Here is a 16,311-nt window from a genome sequence, read left to right as displayed (position 1 = left end):
GACGACGCCCGGTGCTCCCCTCGCTGTCGCACGCCGGCCGTTGTCGGGGATCAGCTCGTCCCGCCGGCGCTCCAGGTGGTCGTCGAACCGCTGGACGCCCGGTGTCGCCAGGCTGCGACGCTGCGCGCGGCCCAGCTCATGCGTGTGGCGCCATCGCTCACCAGGCGTCGGATCGCCGGAACCACCGGCCCGCTGCCGACGTGGACAGGAACGGCGTGGATGCCGTGCACCCCACGCGGGAACGGGGTCGCGGTCTGCTCCTCCTGCCACTGGCCGGTGGTCGTGCGGCACCGGACGCGCAGCCGGTGCGGACCAGGCGTGGCCACCCAGCGGGCCGTCCAGGGCCGCCAGGCATCCGGGCCGAGGTCGACGCCGAGGGTGGCGTCGGTCCACGGGCCGCCGTCGACCTGCAGTTGCACGCAGTCGACGCCGACCGGCGGCGCCCAGGCGTAGCCGCGGACGACGATCTCGCCGGGCTCGATGTGGGCGTGCTGGCCGGGGGCATCGATCCGGGCGGCCGGGTGCACCGGGTAGGTGCCGTCGGCCCAGCCGCGGGAGCCCCAGTAGGACAGCGGCGGGGTTGAGGTGACGGTGAGGCGCCGCAGCCACTTGATGTTGCCGTCCTGCCCGTGCCGGCCGGAGACGAGCAGCCGGGCCGGGCTGCCGTGCTCGCGGGGCAGGGGCCGGCCGGCCATGCCGACGGCGAGGAAGCCGTGGGCGCGAGCGACGGACAGGGGAAGCACGTTGGTGTAGCCGTCGACGGCCTCGGCGACCAGCCAGCCGTCGCCGTCGGAGACGCCGGCCCGCCCGAGCAGCTCGGCCAGGCCGATGCCGGTCCAGCGGGCACAACCCATCCGGTCGCCGCCAACCGGGTTGTGCACGCAGATCATCAGTAGATCCCGCTCCTCCAGGGGCAGGGCGAGCAGCTCGCGGAGGGGAAGGGACAGCGGCCGCTCCACCTCGCCGTCCACCTCGAGTCGCCAGGTGCCGAGGTCGGTGCGCGGCTCGGGGACGGTGACGTCGATGACGACCAGTTCACCGGGCTGGGCCAGCAGCGGGGCGACGCCGGTCTGCGGTGCCGCGTCGGCGGCGGACACCGGCGGCAGCGGCCGGACGGGGGTCGGCAACGCCACCCGGTCACGCAGCGCGGCAGCGCCGCGACGGCGCGCGCGCCGGTCCGCGGCCACGACCGCGCCCGTGGCCGTCGCGGCGGCGGCCAGCACCGCCGACCGCGGTACCCGCAGCGGGGCGACCGCGGCCGCGGCCGCGAGCATGCCGGCAGCCGTGGCGGCGGCGGTGTCCCGCGCCGAGGCGTCGCCGCGGCGCAGCGCGAGGTAGCCGCCCACGGCGTGCGGAGCAGTGGCCACGGCGGCGCCGAGCACCGGACGGCGGCCGGCCAGGGCGCCGCCGGCGGCCGCGGCGAGGCCGCTCGCACCAGCCGCGAGCACGGCCAGGCCCGGTTTGTCGGCCCGGCCGACGAGGGCGACACCGCCGTCGACGAGCATCGCCGGGGAGGCGTCGACCAAGCCGCGGGCCAGGCCGGAGGACGGCGAGCGGCCACGGCCGGTGGCGGAGGCGGCGATCTCACCGGCCGCGGCGGCGAGCAGACCGGCGAGCAGACCGGTCCGCCCGGGACGCGGCCCAGGAAGGGGGTGGGCGGTCATCGAGGGCTCCTCGGGTGCGCGGGTCGGTCAGGGCGCGATCAGTGGCGGGCCGGCGGTCCGGCCGGGTGTGAGCCGGCCGGCGCGACGGGGTGTGCGGCCCTCGCCAGCGCGGCCGCCAGGACGGACGTCGGTGCGCTGCGGCCGACGCTAGGAACGCATCGCCGGCGTCACACCGGGAGAACCACCGGGGTTGCCGCTTCGGGTCCGGGCGCGGTGCGCTGCTGCGGCCCGGCGGCGTCCGCGGTCAGCCGGGCGGCCAGCGCCTCGGCGTCGGCGCCGACGAACCCGAGCAGGGCCGAGCCGCGGCAGGTCTGCCAGGGCAGGCCGAGGAAGTGCAGGCCCGGCACAGCGGTCGTCCCACCGGTGTGGCGGACCTGCCCGTCGACGACGACGCCGGGCAGGTGCAGCCAGGCGTAGTCGGGTCGGTAGCCGGTCGCCCAGACAACCGCGCCGACGTCGACGGTGCTGCCGTCGGCGAAGGTGGCGGTGCGGCCGGTGAGGTCGAGGAGCCGGGGCCGGAAGTCGATGCCGCGGCGGCGGAGAGTGCCGCTGCGGGTGCCGATGATGATGTCGCCGCGGGCGCGCAGCCGGCGGGCGATGCGGGTGTGTGCGGGCACGGTGAAGAACCCCGAGCGCGTCAGCCAGAAGAACAGGTCGCGGCCGGCGATGCGCTGGGGCAGCTCGGTCGGCCGGGTGCCGACCGCGACGGTGACCGGCTGCGCGGCGGCCAACTCGGCGGCGATCTGCAGGCCGGAGTTGGCCGCGCCGACGACCAGCACCCGACCGCCGCCGGGCAGCTGGGTCGGGTTCCGGTACTCGGCGCTGTGCAGCTGCGGCACGCCCGGGTCCAGCCGATCGCCGAGGGCGGGGACGTGCGGCGTCTGGAAGGGGCCGGTGGCGACGACGACCTGCCTGGCCCGCAGCGTTCCGGTCGGGGTGGTGGCCGCGAAGGTCCCGTCGGGGTCGCGGTGCAGCCGCAGCACGGGGGTGGCCAGCCGCACCGGGAGGGCGAAGTGCGCGGCGTAGGCGGCGAGGTAGTCGGCGACGTCGTCCTTGCTCGGGTGGCTGTCGACGGGTGCGGGGAACGGCAGGCCGGGCAGCGAGTCGTACTGGGCGGGGCTGAACAGCCGCAGCGAGTCCCACCGGGAGCGCCACGAATGGCCGATCTCGGGTGCGGCGTCGACCAGCAGGGAGTTCGCTCCGCGGGCGGCGAGGTGGTGACCGAGCGCGAGGCCGGCCTGGCCGGCCCCGATGACGAGTACATCCAGGAGCTCGCGCTGACCGGCGGGGCAGGGCAGTGACGTGGGCATGGGATCCCCAGGCGTGGTGAGGAGGGACGGGAGGGGTGTCGGCGGTCAGACGAGGCCGACGGTGAGCAGGGCGGTGGCGATCAGGAGGTCGGCGGCCAGGCAGGTCTCGGCGTACCAGCGGGGCACCACCCGGCCGAGGCGGTGGTGGGCGACGTCCCAGGCGGCGTGGGCCAGCCAGCCGGCGGCCAGCACGTAGCGCGCGGCGGCCGGGTCGACGGCGACCGCCGCCATCGCCACCGCGCCGAAGCCGAGCACCGCGGCGGTCTGGGCGGTCAGCAGCCGCCAGTCGGCCAGGTCGCCGCGGGCGGTGCCCCACACCAGGTAGATCACCGCGGCGAGCAGCACGCACCAGGCGCTGATCCAGGCGTGCACCTGGTCGGGCAGCGGCGCCAGGGCGGCGAGGCTGGCGGCGACCGCCGCGACGCCGATGCCGGTGGGCCAGCGGCGGGCGAGCGTGGTGCGCACTCCGCCGCGCCGGCGAGAATCCGAGGTGGCGGTCGCTTCTGGCATGTGGTTGCCGACGGTGCTGGTCATCGGGAGCTCCTGGCGTCCGGACTGTGGTGTGGCTCGGACGCTAGGAGCGGGCCGGCCGGGTCACGCCGGGAGAACCGCCAGGTCGGCCGCCGGGGCCGGAGCGGCGGCCGAGCGGGTCAGAGCTCGAGCGGGAGCGCGGCGAGCTCCGCGCGGGAGGCCACGCCGAGCTTGCTGAACACGTTGCGCAGGTGGAAGTCGACGGTGCGGGGCGAGACGAACAGCTGCGCGGCGGCGTCCCGGTTCGACAGGCCGCGGCGGACGAGAGCGGCGACCTGGCGTTCCTGTGCGGTCAGCTGGGTGGCGGTGGTGACGTCGCGACGGCGGGCGGTCTGCCCGGAGGCACGCAGCTCCTGGGCGGCGCGTTCGGCGAGGGGCACCGCGCCGAGCTCTTCGAAGACGGTGAGGGCCGCTCGCAGGTGCTCGCGCGCGTCGACCCGCCGGCGGGCGCGCCGCAGGTACTCGCCGTAGGCCAGGTGGGTCCGGGCCCGGTCGGGCGCTCGTGCCGATTCCCCGTGTGCGGCGAGGGCACGCTGGAAGTGCTCCTCAGCCTCGGAGCCGTCGGTCAGCAGCGCACGGCCGTGCGCCGCGACGGCAACCGCGGCGGGGAGGCCCGTGCCGGCGGCGAAGGCATCGAGCTCGGCCAGCCACGCGCGCGCGACCTCCTCGAGGCCACCGCGGACGGCAGCGTCGAACAGATCGGGGGCGGCCATGCGGCGCAGCGCCGCCCCGCGGATCTGGGTCAGGTGGTGCACCGCGGTGGCGGGCTGCTGCGCGGCCCGAAGCGCCTGCGTCCAGTGCGCGAGGTCGACGGCGAGGCCGTCGGTGATCCCGACCGGATGTGATTCTCGGATGGCGGCCAGCTCGGCGAGGCGACCGTCGGCCCCGTCGTCCCCGCGGAGCGCCGCGACCAGCGCCAGCTCGGCGGTCGGCAACGCGGCCAGCCCGACGTGACCGGTGCTGGCCGCCAGCGGTAGCGCCTCCGCCGCCGCGGCGGCGGCCTTCGCCCACGCCCCCGTCGCGATTTGGAAGTAGAAGCCGCGGGTGAGGGCGTGCTCCACCATGCTGAGCGCCCCCGCGCGGCGGGCAGCGGTCAGCTGCTCCTCGTGAAGCCGCAGTCCGCGCTCGTCGTCGCCGACGAGCATCGCTGCGATACCGAGGTTGGGCTGCAGCACGTGGTCGTCGGGGGGTTCGGGGTCGGTCAGGGTGAAGGCGCACCGGAAGCACTGCGCAGCGGTCGCCCAGTCCTGTCCGGCGACGGCGGCGTACCCGCGCTGCAGAGCCCAGGCGGCCCGCGCTCGCGGCGGCGCGTCGAGTGCAGGCTCGGCCACCAGGGGTGCCGGACGCGGTGATCGGGCGCCGAACGCCGACAAGGCGGCGGCGAGCATCACCAGCTGGTGGTGCATCGCCTCGTCCACGCCGGCGGCGACCTGGGCGGCTTGCAGGATGAGGTCGTAGCCGTCGTTGATCGAACGGGTGTTCCACTCGATCTGCCCCCGCAGCGTGAACAGCCGGGCGCGCAGCAGCGGGTCGGAGCAGTCGGCTGCGGCGGCGGCCTCCGCGAGCGCCGCAGCCCGCGACGGGTGTGCGCCCAGCCAGGCCGAGGAGGCGGCGGCGAACAGCCGCCGACCGCGGGCGTCGCTGTCGACGGTGAGCTCGGCGGCCCGGGACCAGGCGGCGGAGGCGGCCTCGTGGCCACCGCGGGCGGCGGCGCGTTCGGCCACGCCGTCCAGCGCGGTGACCACCGAGTCGTCGGGCCGGTCGGCGGCGGCGGCCAGGTGCCAGGCACGCCGGTCGGGGTCGCCGCCGAGGACGCCGGCCAGCGCCCGGTGCGCGGCGCGGCGCTGCGCGCTGGTGGCCGCCCGGTACACCGCCGAGCGCACCAGCGGGTGGTACAGCGCGAGGGTGTCCCCGTCGACGCGCACGAGACCGATCCGCTCGACCTCGTCCAGGGCGTCGTCGGCGGCGTCGAGACCGGTTGCGGCGTCGCGGACGACGGTCAGCCGGCCGGTGTCATCTGCTGCGGCCAGCAGCAGAAGCCACTGGGCCGGGTCGCTCAGGCGCCGGACCCGGTCGAGGAATCCCCGCTCGACCCCGCCGGTCAGCGGCAGCGGCTCCGGCAGCGGGGCCCGCCCGGCCAGCTGGTCGCCGGTGAGGACGGCGGCGAGCTCTCCCAGGGCGAGCGGGTTGCCGCCCGTGGCGGCCACCAGCCGGTCGCGCACCGCCGGGTCGACCGTTCCGCCGCCCCGCGCGGTCAGCAACGTGTCGGCGTCGGTTCCGATCACGCCGCCGAGAGCGGCGGTGGGCAGATCGGGCGCCTCGAAGCCGTAGGCCTCGCCGTCGCGGGCGGCGAACAGCAGCGCGACCCGCTCGGCCTGCAGCCGGCGGGCGGTGAACAGCAGCGCCGCGGCGGAGGCGTCGTCCAGCCAGTGCGCGTCGTCGACGACGGCCAGCACCGGAGCCTCCTCGGCGGCGTCGGCGAGCAGGCTCAGGGTGCCCAGGAACGCCAGGAACCGGTCGCCCTCACCGGTCGCCTCGCCCAGCGCCGCGCGCAGCGCCGCGGCCTGCGGCTCCGGCAGTGCGTCGATCCGGGACCGCAGCGGCCACAGCAGCCGCTGCAGCGCGGCGAACGCCAGCGGGGACTCCGACTCCACCCCCGAGGTACGCAGCACCCGCATACCGGAGGCGGCGGTGACCGCGTCGGCCAGCAGCGCCGACTTACCGGACCCGGCCACGCCGCGGACCACCAGGGACCCGCCGGCCCCGGCGCGGGCGGCGTCGAGCAGCGCAGCGATCGCCGCCCGCTCGACATCCCGTCCGGCCAGCACGACCGGAACCGTACCGACCGCAGCGGTCAGGTCCCGAGATCACGAACCTGGTGGTTTTCCCGGCGTGAGTGATCGTGGCGGTGACGAGCGTGGGAGCCAGACCTGCTGACCCACCTCGAGGAGGAGCCATGTCGGCCCACCACGCCGCCGCACCGGCGGCCCGCACCCACGGATACCAGCACGCCCCCGTCCACGCGGACGCCCTCCCGGGTTCCCACGCGTCGGGCCAGCCGTCGCCGGTCCCGGACGAGCCGCGTCGGCCGTGGACGGTGTTCGCGTTCATGATCGCCGCCCAGTTCATGGTCGTCCTGGACGTGTCGGTGGTGAACGTGGCCCTGCCATCGATCGGCGAGTCCCTGCAGCTGTCGGCCGCGGACCACCAGTGGACCATCAGCGCCTACGTGCTGCTGTCGGGCGGCCTGCTGCTGCTCGGCGGCCGCATCGCCGACCTGCTCGATCGGCGCGGCGCGTTCCTCGCCGGCATCGCCTTGTTCACCGCCGCCTCGCTGGTCAGCGGCCTGGCACAGACACCGCTCACGCTCATCTTGGCCCGGGCGGCGCAGGGGGCGGGCGCCGCGCTGCTCACCCCGGCCGCGCTGTCGATCATCACGACGTACTACGCCGGCAAGCAGCGGCAGACCGCACTCGCGGTGTGGGGCACCGTCGGCAGCCTCGGCATCGCCGCCGGTGTGCTGTTCGGCGGGGCGCTGACCAGCGCGCTGGGCTGGCGGGCGGTGTTCTTCATCAACGTGCCGATCGGCATCGCCGTCGTTCTCGGCACCCTGCGGACCGTGGCCCACGGCGACTCGAGGACCGGCGCGCTGCGCCGCCTGGACGTGCCCGGCGCGCTCACCCTGGTGTTCGGGCTGCTGGCCCTGGTGTTCGGCATCGAGGCCACCCGCTCGGCCGGCTGGGCCGCGCCGCGCACCTGGCTGGCGCTGACCGCCGCCACGGTCCTGCTGATCGCGTTCCCCCGGCTCGAGCGGCGCGCCGCCGACCCGTTGGTGCCCCCGTCCACGTGGCGGATGCGGTCGCTCGTCTCGGCCTCGGCGGTGATGGCCGGCGTGACCGGTGTGGTGGTCGGCGCCATCTTCCTGACCTCGCTGTACCTGCAGGCCCTCGTCGGTTCTTCCCCGGTCGTCGCCGGGCTGCAGTTCCTGCCGCTGGCCGCCGCCATCACCCTGGCCGCCGCCGCCGCGTCGGCGGTCATCGGCCACCTCGGCGCCCGCACCCTCATTCTCGGTGGGCTGGTCGTGATGGCCGCCGGGGTGCTGCTGCTGGCCGCAGGCGCCGGCGGCACCACCTACGCCGCCGACGTGCTGCCCGGATTCCTGCTCGTCGGTGCCGGCGTCGGCCCGATGTTCGTCGCCATCGCCGTCGCCGCCATGAGCGACGTGCCCGCCGAGCGCGCCGGGCTGGCCTCGGGCCTGATGATGACCGGCCACGAGATCGGCGCCGCGCTGGGCGTGGCCGCGCTCACCGCCGTCGCCGGCGACCTCGCCACCTCCGCCGGCCTCATCGACGGCTACGGGCGGGCATTCGCCGTCACCGCCGCCGTCCTGGCCGCGCTGTTCGTGCTCACCGCGCTCGCCGTTCCCGGCGGCGAGCCGACGGCCGGCACCAGCGGCCACGGCGCGCACGGCCACGGCGCCCATGGCCGCTGACCCAGCAGATCCCGGCGATTTCCCCGGCGAGAAGCACCCACCTCCGCGCCGACTCTCATCACCGAAGGCACCACCAGCTGCTCGTCGAGGAGTTCTCATGCTGTCCGGCACGCCCCGCACGTTCATCGGCGTCACCACCTTCGCCGTCACCGGGATGACCTGCGAGCACTGCCGCGAAGCGGTCACCACCGAGATCGCCACCGTCGACGGCGTCGACACCGTGACCGTCGACCTGGCCAGCGGCATGGCCACCGTCACCGCCGCCCGACCGGTCGACCGCGCCGACATCGCCTCCGCGATCGAGGCGGCCGGCTACCGCGTCCTGCCCTGACCTCCCGGCGGCGGGAGCACCCGATGTTCCGCCGCCGGCATCCCTGATGCGCACACCCACGAGAGGACACCGCCGTGCACCTGTTCTACGAGGAGCTCTTCCGCGCCCGCCGGGCCGAGCTGCTCCGCGACGCCCGCCTCTACCGGCTCACCCGGACGGCCGAGGCCCGCTCCCCGCGCCGCCGCCGCACCCGCTGACCGCCCGCGACCACCTCGCCCCCACCCAGGAGACGCCGTGCCCACCCGCCCCCTCCTCCCGCCGCATCCGCGGCCCGCCCCCGCAGAGCCGACCGCGACCCCCTCCCCCGCCACCGCGGCGGCGAGGAGGAACGGGCCGTCGATCGCCGCCCGTGCCATCGACCTGGTGAAGACCTACGGCCGGGGCGAGGCTGCCGTCCGAGCCCTGGACGGCGCCTCGGTCACGATCCCCGCCGGGAAGTTCACCGCCGTCATGGGCCCGTCCGGGTCGGGCAAGTCCACCCTGGTGCACGCCCTCGCCGGACTGGACCGCGTCGACTCCGGCCGCGTCCTGCTCGGCGACACCGACCTGACCACCCTGTCCGAGCGCGACCGCACCCTGCTGCGCCGCGAGCGGCTGGGCTTCGTCTTCCAGGCGTTCAACCTGATCCCGGCCCTGACCGCCGCGGAGAACATCGCCCTGCCGCTCACCCTCGCCGGCAAGCGGCCCGACCCGGCGTGGCAGGCGGAGCTGGTGGCGATGCTCGGGCTGGGTGATCGGCTCGACCACCGCCCCGCGCAGCTGTCCGGCGGGCAGCAGCAGCGGGTCGCCGTCGGCAGGGCGCTGATCGCCCGCCCGGAGCTGGTCTTCGCCGACGAGCCGACCGGCAACCTCGACTCGCGCGCCGGCGCCGCGCTGCTGTCATTCCTGCGCAACGCCACCCGCGCGCTGGGCCAGACGATCGTCATGGTCACCCACGACGCGGTCGCCGCCGCGTCCGCCGACCGCGTCGTCTTCCTCGCCGACGGACGCGTCGTCGACGAGCTCCCCGACCCCACGGCCGACACCGTGCTCGCCCGCATGGCCGGCCTCGACCGGCGAGTGGGGGCGTGAGCCGAGATGTTCCGACTCGCCCTCGCCAACGCGCTCGCGCACCGCTCCCGTCTCGCGCTGACCTGGCTGGCCGTCGCCCTCGGCGTCGCGTTCGCGGCCGGCAGCCTCGTGCTCACCGACACCAGCAGCCGGCTGCTCGACGACCAGTTCCGCACCACGGCCGCCGGCGTCGACCTCACCGTCCGCGGTGCCGCCGCCTTCGATGCCGCGATGGGCGTCGAGGTCGAGCGCGACCCGCTTCCGGCCGACCTCGCCGACCGGATCGCCGCCACCCCCGGTGTCGAGCGGGTCCGGGCGGTCGCCACCGGGCCCGGGCAGCTGCAGGTCGACGGGCAGGCCGTCGCACCGGCCGGGCCGACCATCCTCGGCACCTGGGCCGAGGCCCCGTTCACCGCCTACGCGCTGCGCGCTGGCCGCGCTCCGGCCGGGAACGGAGAGGTCGTGCTGGACGCGGCCACCGCCGCCGAGCACGGCATCGACCTCGGCGACACCGTCACCGTGTCAGCGACCGCCAGCGCACAGCTGCGCGTCGTCGGCCTGACCGGCGTGGGCGACGGCGACGGGCTGGCCGGCAGCACCGTGGTGCTCCTCGACCTGCCCACCGGGCAGGGGCTGCTCGGCCTCGGTACCGGCGTCACCTCGGTCGACGTGCTCGCCGCCGAGGACGTCGCCGTGACCGATCTGCGCCGGGATCTGGCCGCCGCCCTCGGCGAGGACTACGCCGTCAGCAACGCCCAGGACGCCGCCGCCGCCAGCGCCGACGCGGCCAAGGAGAGCATCGACCACCTGCGCATCGTGCTGCTGGCCCTGGCCGCCGCCGGTCTCGTCGTCGGCGCGTTCCTGATCGCCAACACCTTCGGCATCGTGCTCACCCAGCGCGCCGGGGAGCTGGCGCTGCTCCGTGCCGCAGGGGCCACCGGCCGGCAGGTGCTCGCCTCCGTGCTCGGCGAGGCCCTGCTCGTCGGCGTCACCGGCGCCGCGGGAGGCACCGCCGCCGGCGTCGGCGCCGCCTACGCCCTGCGGGGGCTGGCCTCCGGCGCCGGGCTGGCGCTGCCCGACGGGCCGCTGACCGTCACCGCCCGCACCGTCGTCATCGGCCTCGCCGCCGGCACGCTGATCACGCTCCTGGCGGTGCTCGGCCCGGCCCGCCGCGCAGCCCGCACCGCCCCGGTGGAAGCCATGCGGGCCTCCGACCCGGCAGCGGTCCGGCCCCGCCGCGCCCGGCTGGTCACCGGCTGGACGGCCGCCGGACTCGGCCTGGCGGGGCTCCTCACCGCCGCGCTGCTGCGCGACATCGCCGGCGTCGCCGTCGGCGCGGTGCTGCTGCTGACCGGCCTCGTCGTGCTCGCCCCGGTGCTGACGCCGCGGCTGGCGAGCGCGGTCGGCCGGCCGCTGACCCGCCTCGGCGTGCCCGGGCAGCTGGCCCGGGAGTCCGCGGTGCGGAATCCGCGGCGCACCGCGGCCACCGCGATGGCCCTTGCCCTCGGCCTGGCGGTGGTCGGCTTCGTCGCGGTGCTCGGCAGCTCGGTGAAGGCGATCGGCGCGACCACCGGTGAGGCGATCACCGCTGACCTGCTCGTGCAGAGCAGCCGCGATGAGATGCTCGGCGGCCTCTCCCCGGAGGTCGCCGCCCGCGTCGCCGCCCTGCCCGAGGTCGCCGTCGTCTCCTCCGTTCGCTACGGCCACTGGCTGGACGCCGGCACGACCAGCGCGCTGACCGCGGTGGACCCGGCCACCCTGCCCGACGTCGCCGACATCGAGATGACCGCCGGTGACCTGGCCGCCCTCGATCGCGGCGGGATCGTGCTGGCCGACGGCGTCGCCGCCGAGCGGGACCTCGCCGTCGGCGACACGCTCGCACTGACCTTCCCGCGCGACGGCGAGCAGCGGTTGCAGGTGGTCGGGCTGATGGCCGACGACTCGGCCCGGGCGCTGTCCACCAGCTACGTCATCTCACTGGACACCTACGCCGCCCACTTCAGCGAGGACGTCGACGCCACCGTCTACGTCGCCCTCGTCGACGGCACCGACCCGGCCGACGCACGCACGGCGCTGCGGAGGGCGGTCGCCGACTTCCCCAACGCCGAGGTCCTCGACCAGGCGGAGGCCGCGGCCGGCCGCGCCGCAGCCGTCGACCAGGTACTCGGGCTGATCACCGTGCTGCTCGGCTTCGCGGTCCTCATCGCGCTGCTGGGCATCACCAACGCCCTGGCACTGTCCATCGTCGAGCGGACCCGCGAGATCGGCCTGCTGCGGGCAGTCGGCATGACCCGCGCGCAGCTGTCGCGGATGATCCGCGCCGAGGCGGCGCTGATCGCCGCCGTCGCCGCGGTCGTGGGCGTCGGTCTCGGTCTCGTCCTGGCCGCGGCCACCCTGGCCGGATTGTCCGCGGACAACCCGTTCGTGATGAGGGTCCCCGTCGGTCACCTGCTGGTCATGGTCGCCGCCGCGATGCTCGCCGGCCTGGCCGCCGGTCTGCTGCCCGCCCGCCGCGCCGCCCGGCTCGACGTGCTCACCGCCATCGCCACCCGGTGACCACCCGGCGCCGGCCCGGCTGCACACGGGCCCGCGCTGGCACCGCTCCACCGCGGCCCGTCCACCCTCTACCCACTTCGCGCCACCCCAGGGAGGCGACCATGACCCACCCGCCCGCGTCCGACGGCAGCGCCCCCGCCACGACGCCCCCGCCCCACGCGATCCGTCTACCGCCGCCTGGGCGCGAATCTGCGGCCCCAGGAGCCCGCCGTCCGGACTCCCGCGGCCTGCAGCCACCTCGCACCGACCGAACCGCACGCGGCGGAGCGATGAGCCTGCAGCTGCGCCGCGCCACGGCCGGCGAGCTCCCCGCTGCGGCCGGGATCCTCGCCGACGCCTTCACCGACTACCCCTGGACCCGCTGGACCGTCGCCGCCGACGACCACGACCGGCGGCTGACCGCACTGCAGGAGCTGTACCTCACCGCCGTCGCCCTGCCGTACGGGCACGTCGACCTCGGCTGCACCGCCGAGGGCCTGACGACGGTCGCCGTCTGGATCCCCGGCACCGCCGTCCCCCATCAGGTGTGGCGCGAGATCGGGCCGGCGGTCGCCGACCTGGCCGGCGACCGCGCCGCCGCGACCGACGCGGCCGATGCCGTGCTCGCCCCGCACCGGCCCGTCGGCGAGCACCTGCTGCTGGCCGGCGTCGGCGTGGCCCGACCCCAGCAGGGGCGCGGCCTGGGCGCGGCTGCCCTGGCACCAGGGCTGTCCCGAGCCGACCGGGACCGGATCCCAGTGCACCTGGAGACCAGCGCGGCTCGCAACGTGCGCTTCTACCAGCGCCTCGGCTTCACGGTGACCGACGTCGTCGACCTGCCCGACGGTGGCCCGCGCACCTGGCTGATGCACCGTGCGCCACTCCCTGCCGGTACGGAGCCTGGCGCGACCGGGACGGCGGTCGGAGCGGAGCCCGTCGGGTGAACGGCTTCCTGATCGCGCTCATCGTGGTGTGCGAGGTCGGCTTCTGGTGCCTGCTCGGCGCCGGCCTGGTCGCCCGCTACGTTCTCCGCCTGCGCCGCACCAGCGCGATCCTGCTGGCCGGCGCCCCGGTGATCGACCTCATCCTGCTCGTCGCCTCCGTCCTGGACCTGCGCTCGGCCAGCGCGGCCGGTGCCGCGCACGGGTTCGCCGCCGTCTACATCGGCTTCTCCGTGGCGTTCGGGTCGACCACCCTGCAGTGGGCCGACCAGCGCTTCGCCCACCGCTTCGCCGGCGGCTCGCCCCCGGTCCGCCGGCCGCCGTACGGGCAGGCACGCGCCCGCTACGAGTGGAGGCTGTGGGCCCGAGCGCTCGCTGGGTGGGGCGTGGCCTGCGGCCTGCTCGGCCTGGCCGTCCTCGCAGTCGACGACCCGGCCCGCACCGCCCACCTGACCGGCTGGATCAACGGCCTGACCGCGGGGCTGATCATCTGGGCGCTGGCCTGGCCCCTGCCCTGCACCCTCTGGCCGAAGCACCCGCCGGCGACCGCGTCGCGCCTCGTGCAGAAGCCGGAGCAGCCGCTGCTCCGCCGGGTCGCCACCCCGGCTACCAGCGTCGACCGGACCGGACCGTCGTCGACGGGTGACAGCTGAGCTCGCAGGCCTGCGAGCAGCAGCCGCAGGCCGTGGTCGAGCCGGTCGGTGAGGTCGAGCCCGTACAGGTTGGTCGACGGTGACCGGCCCGCACACGTCGGTCAGCCGTGGGCGGCGAGCTCGTGATCGGCGTGCGCGGCGGCTTCGAGCTGGAAGGTGGAGTGCTCGACGCTCATGTCGAAGTTCTCGGCGAGACATGCCTGCAGCCGGTCCAGCACCCGTGGGGCGTGCCCGTCGGAGAAGCAGGAGTCCTCGACGACGACGTGGGCGGTCAGCACCGGCAGCCCGGTGGTGATCTGGGAGGCGTGCAGGTCGTGGACGCCCAGAACGTGCGGCTGGGCGAGCAGGTGGGTGCGGACGGCATCCAGGTCCAGCCCCGGTGGGGTGCTCTCGAGCAGCACCGACACCGTCTCACGCAGCAGCTTCAAGGTGCGTGGCACGATGAGCGCGACGATCACCAGCGAGGCGATCGCGTCGGCCTGCTGCCAGCCGGTGAGCGCGATGACGCGGCGGCGACCAGCACCGCGACCGAGCCCAGCGCGTCGTTCACGAACTCGAGCAGCGCCGCGCGCCTGTTGCCGCTGCCGTCGCGGGCACCGCCGCGGGTGAGCACCAGGATGCCGACGACGTTGGCCGCCAGGCCGAGCGCGCCGAAGACGAGCACGGAGGTCGAGGCGACCTCGGCCGGCTGGAACAAGCGGCCGACGGCCTCGATGCAGATCCAACTGCCGACGGCGAGCAGCACCGCGGCCTGCAGGGTGGCGCCCAGCACCTCGGCGCGCCGGTACCCCCAGGGTGCGCCGGGCTGTGGCCGGGCGCAGCGCCAGGGTCGCCGCGAGCAGTGCGATGACCAGGCCGGCGGCGTCGGTGGCGGCGTGCGCGGCGTCGGCGACCAGCGCCAGGGAGCCCGACACCACTGCGCCGACGAGCTGCAGGACGAGCACGGTCGCGGTGAGGGCGAGCACGATGGGCAGGCGTCGGCGGTCGGCGCCCGCCCCACCGTGCGCGTCCACGTGGTCGTGCCCGGCGCTCATCCGGCACTCCTTTCCTCGGCCTCCCCGAGGACGACCTGCGCGCTGCGCTCGACAAGCTGCTGGCCGAGGGCCGAACCGTGGGAGGCCTGGGCGCCGTCATCGACGGCTCGCTGCTGCTCGCGCTCGCCGGGCTGATCAGCACCGCCCCGCCATGCGTGCTGCCGCTGGTCCCTGGCTACCTCCTCCTGGCCTGCTGCTGGTCACCGGAGCGTGGGACGTCGTGATGATCTGGTTGCGGTCTCGGCTGGCCACCACCGGTTCGGGCTCCTCGATGATCTGATCGCACGGTTCCCGCTCCGCCCCTCACACCCCGCCGGACGCCAGGCCGAGCCACACCCCGGCGCCGAGGCCGAGCACCACCGATCCGACCGCTGCAGCGTGGAGGATCATCACCGGTGCGGCCCGGACTGCCTGCGCCGTCCCGGCCGCGGTGCGGGGACCGCTGCCCACCGGTCCCTCCGCCGGGACCGGTGCGAGGGCCAGCCCCGAGAACGCGGGTGCGATCCAGCGCAGGTAGTAGAAGAGGCTGGCGACGGTGTTCACCGCGGCCAGGACGACCAGCCACGGGAGCGCGCCGTCCCAGGTGGCGGCGAAGACGGCGAGCTTGCCCACGAAGACCGCCGTCGGCGGGGTCCCGACCAACCCGAGCAGGCACACCACGAGGCTCCCCACCAGCCAGCGGTGCGGCCCCACGGCCGTGGCCCAGTCGGTGATCGTGCGGGCCGCCGGGGTGGCCGCGATCGCGGCGAAGGCACCGATGTTGGTCACCGCGTAGCCGGCCAGGTAGACGGCCAGCGCCGGGACGTCGAGATCGGTGCGGCCGGCCACGGCGACGACCATGAACAGGTAGCCGACCTGGCTCACCGTGGAGTAGGCGAGCAGCCGCAGGACGTCGGTCTGGGCGAACGCGGCGAGGTTCCCCAGCGTCATGCTGGCCGCCGCGAGGACGGCCACGAGCAGCGGGACGTCGACGGGCAGATCGGCGAACGGCTCGGCGACCAGGCGGAAGGCGGCCGCGACGGCGCCGATCTTCGGAATGGTGGTGATGTAGGCGGCCATCGGGGCTGTCGTCCCGGCCGTGACGTCGGGCACCCAGAAGTGGACGGGGACGGCGCCGGCCTTGAACGCCACCCCGGCGAGCACACCGAGGACTCCGATGGCCAGGAGCGCGGGGGGCGCCTCCGGGAGCGCGGCGGCCAGATCGGGGTAGCCGGTGGTACCGGATGCCAGCACCAGCGCGGCGACGCCGACCAGCAGGAGCACGCCGGCGAAGGCACCCATGAGGTAGTACTTCATCGTCGCCTCGGTGCCGGCGGCGTCCTTGGCGAAACCGGCCAACGGGTAGAGCGGGACACTGGCCAGCAGGTAGGCACCGACCAGCAGGAGCAGGTCGCCGCCGGCCGCCAGCGCGACGGTGCCGAGCCCGCCGAGGAGCATCAGCACGTAGGCCTCGGTCTCCCGCGGATGGCCGGCCACCGACGGTGCGGCCAGCCAGACGAGGACCGCCACACCGAGGGCGACGACGATGCGGACGACGCCGGTGGTGGTGTCCACGGCCCACGTGCCCTCGAACACCCGCTCGGCGGGGCGCGACAGCGCAGGGGCCGCGGCGGCCGCGCTGGCCAGGCAGGCCGCGGTGACCAGCAGCCGCACCCGCCACTGCGCCTGCTGAGGTGTCCACAGCCCGAGCAGCAGCCCGCCGACCGCGCCGAGCAGGAGGAGCGCCTCCGGCAGCAGCGCGGGCCACGCCTCCGTGCCGCCGGACATGCC

At 76.0% G+C, this 16,311-nt stretch carries 15 protein-coding genes and 1 pseudogene; 8 read left to right on the top strand and 8 right to left on the bottom strand.

The window, feature by feature from the left end:
* Positions 1-50: 50 nt before the first annotated feature.
* The 4 genes from ABC795_RS05360 to ABC795_RS05345 form a co-directional block, all read right to left on the bottom strand.
* Positions 51-1,664: a molybdopterin-dependent oxidoreductase gene (locus ABC795_RS05360; protein WP_347059879.1), complete on the bottom strand. Its 1,614-nt coding sequence runs from the start codon at positions 1,662-1,664 to the stop codon at positions 51-53.
* Positions 1,665-1,831: 167 nt separating this feature from the next.
* Positions 1,832-2,974, bottom strand: coding sequence for an FAD-dependent oxidoreductase (locus ABC795_RS05355; protein WP_347059878.1), 1,143 nt, complete (start codon positions 2,972-2,974; stop codon positions 1,832-1,834).
* A gap of 45 nt (positions 2,975-3,019) precedes the next feature.
* Complete coding sequence (locus tag ABC795_RS05350) at positions 3,020-3,508, bottom strand: hypothetical protein (protein WP_347059877.1); 489 nt, start codon at positions 3,506-3,508, stop codon at positions 3,020-3,022.
* A 116-nt stretch (positions 3,509-3,624) separates the two neighbouring features.
* Entirely contained in the window at positions 3,625-6,333 is a 2,709-nt protein-coding gene (locus tag ABC795_RS05345) for an AAA family ATPase (RefSeq protein ID WP_347059876.1), read from the bottom strand.
* 128 nt (positions 6,334-6,461) lie between these two features.
* Between ABC795_RS05345 and ABC795_RS05340 the strand changes: the two genes are divergently transcribed.
* From ABC795_RS05340 to ABC795_RS05310, 7 genes are all read left to right on the top strand, one after another.
* Positions 6,462-7,997: an MFS transporter gene (locus ABC795_RS05340; protein ID WP_347059875.1), complete on the top strand. Its 1,536-nt coding sequence runs from the start codon at positions 6,462-6,464 to the stop codon at positions 7,995-7,997.
* Positions 7,998-8,094: 97 nt separating this feature from the next.
* Complete coding sequence (locus ABC795_RS05335) at positions 8,095-8,328, top strand: heavy-metal-associated domain-containing protein (protein ID WP_347059874.1); 234 nt, start codon at positions 8,095-8,097, stop codon at positions 8,326-8,328.
* 74 nt (positions 8,329-8,402) lie between these two features.
* Positions 8,403-8,525 (top strand): hypothetical protein, encoded by a 123-nt coding sequence (locus tag ABC795_RS05330; RefSeq protein ID WP_347059873.1) that lies wholly within the window; start codon positions 8,403-8,405, stop codon positions 8,523-8,525.
* Between the two features lie 37 nt (positions 8,526-8,562).
* Positions 8,563-9,399: an ABC transporter ATP-binding protein gene (locus ABC795_RS05325; protein WP_347059872.1), complete on the top strand. Its 837-nt coding sequence runs from the start codon at positions 8,563-8,565 to the stop codon at positions 9,397-9,399.
* A 6-nt stretch (positions 9,400-9,405) separates the two neighbouring features.
* On the top strand, positions 9,406-11,934 hold the full coding sequence (locus ABC795_RS05320; RefSeq protein ID WP_347059871.1) for an FtsX-like permease family protein: 2,529 nt from the start codon (positions 9,406-9,408) through the stop codon (positions 11,932-11,934).
* A 269-nt stretch (positions 11,935-12,203) separates the two neighbouring features.
* A complete protein-coding gene (locus tag ABC795_RS05315; RefSeq protein WP_347059870.1) occupies positions 12,204-12,857 on the top strand; it encodes a GNAT family N-acetyltransferase in 654 nt (217 codons plus the stop codon).
* Entirely contained in the window at positions 12,854-13,507 is a 654-nt protein-coding gene (locus ABC795_RS05310) for a hypothetical protein (RefSeq protein ID WP_347059869.1), read from the top strand. The genes ABC795_RS05315 and ABC795_RS05310 overlap by 4 nt, the downstream gene beginning before the upstream one ends.
* Positions 13,508-13,608: 101 nt before the next feature.
* Here the strand turns inward: ABC795_RS05310 and ABC795_RS05305 are convergent, their stop codons facing one another.
* The 3 genes and pseudogenes from ABC795_RS05305 to ABC795_RS05295 form a co-directional block, all read right to left on the bottom strand.
* Entirely contained in the window at positions 13,609-13,947 is a 339-nt protein-coding gene (locus ABC795_RS05305) for a hypothetical protein (protein ID WP_347060751.1), read from the bottom strand.
* Between the two features lie 14 nt (positions 13,948-13,961).
* Positions 13,962-14,279: a cation transporter gene (locus ABC795_RS05300; RefSeq protein WP_347060687.1), complete on the bottom strand. Its 318-nt coding sequence runs from the start codon at positions 14,277-14,279 to the stop codon at positions 13,962-13,964.
* A gap of 40 nt (positions 14,280-14,319) precedes the next feature.
* A pseudogene (locus ABC795_RS05295) lies at positions 14,320-14,541 on the bottom strand (cation transporter); the annotation flags it as partial.
* A 77-nt stretch (positions 14,542-14,618) separates the two neighbouring features.
* Here ABC795_RS05295 and ABC795_RS05290 point away from each other — a divergent pair.
* On the top strand, positions 14,619-14,765 hold the full coding sequence (locus ABC795_RS05290) for a hypothetical protein (protein WP_347059868.1): 147 nt from the start codon (positions 14,619-14,621) through the stop codon (positions 14,763-14,765).
* Positions 14,766-14,844: 79 nt separating this feature from the next.
* Here the strand turns inward: ABC795_RS05290 and ABC795_RS05285 are convergent, their stop codons facing one another.
* Complete coding sequence (locus tag ABC795_RS05285) at positions 14,845-16,308, bottom strand: proton-conducting transporter membrane subunit (protein WP_347059867.1); 1,464 nt, start codon at positions 16,306-16,308, stop codon at positions 14,845-14,847.
* Between the last annotated feature and the right edge of the window lie 3 nt (positions 16,309-16,311).

The sequence above is a fragment of the Blastococcus sp. HT6-30 genome (assembly GCF_039729015.1).
In the GTDB taxonomy this organism is placed as follows: Bacteria; Actinomycetota; Actinomycetes; order Mycobacteriales; family Geodermatophilaceae; genus Blastococcus.
Note: the sequence above shows the minus strand (reverse complement) of the source record. Positions and strands in the feature narration are given on the sequence as shown.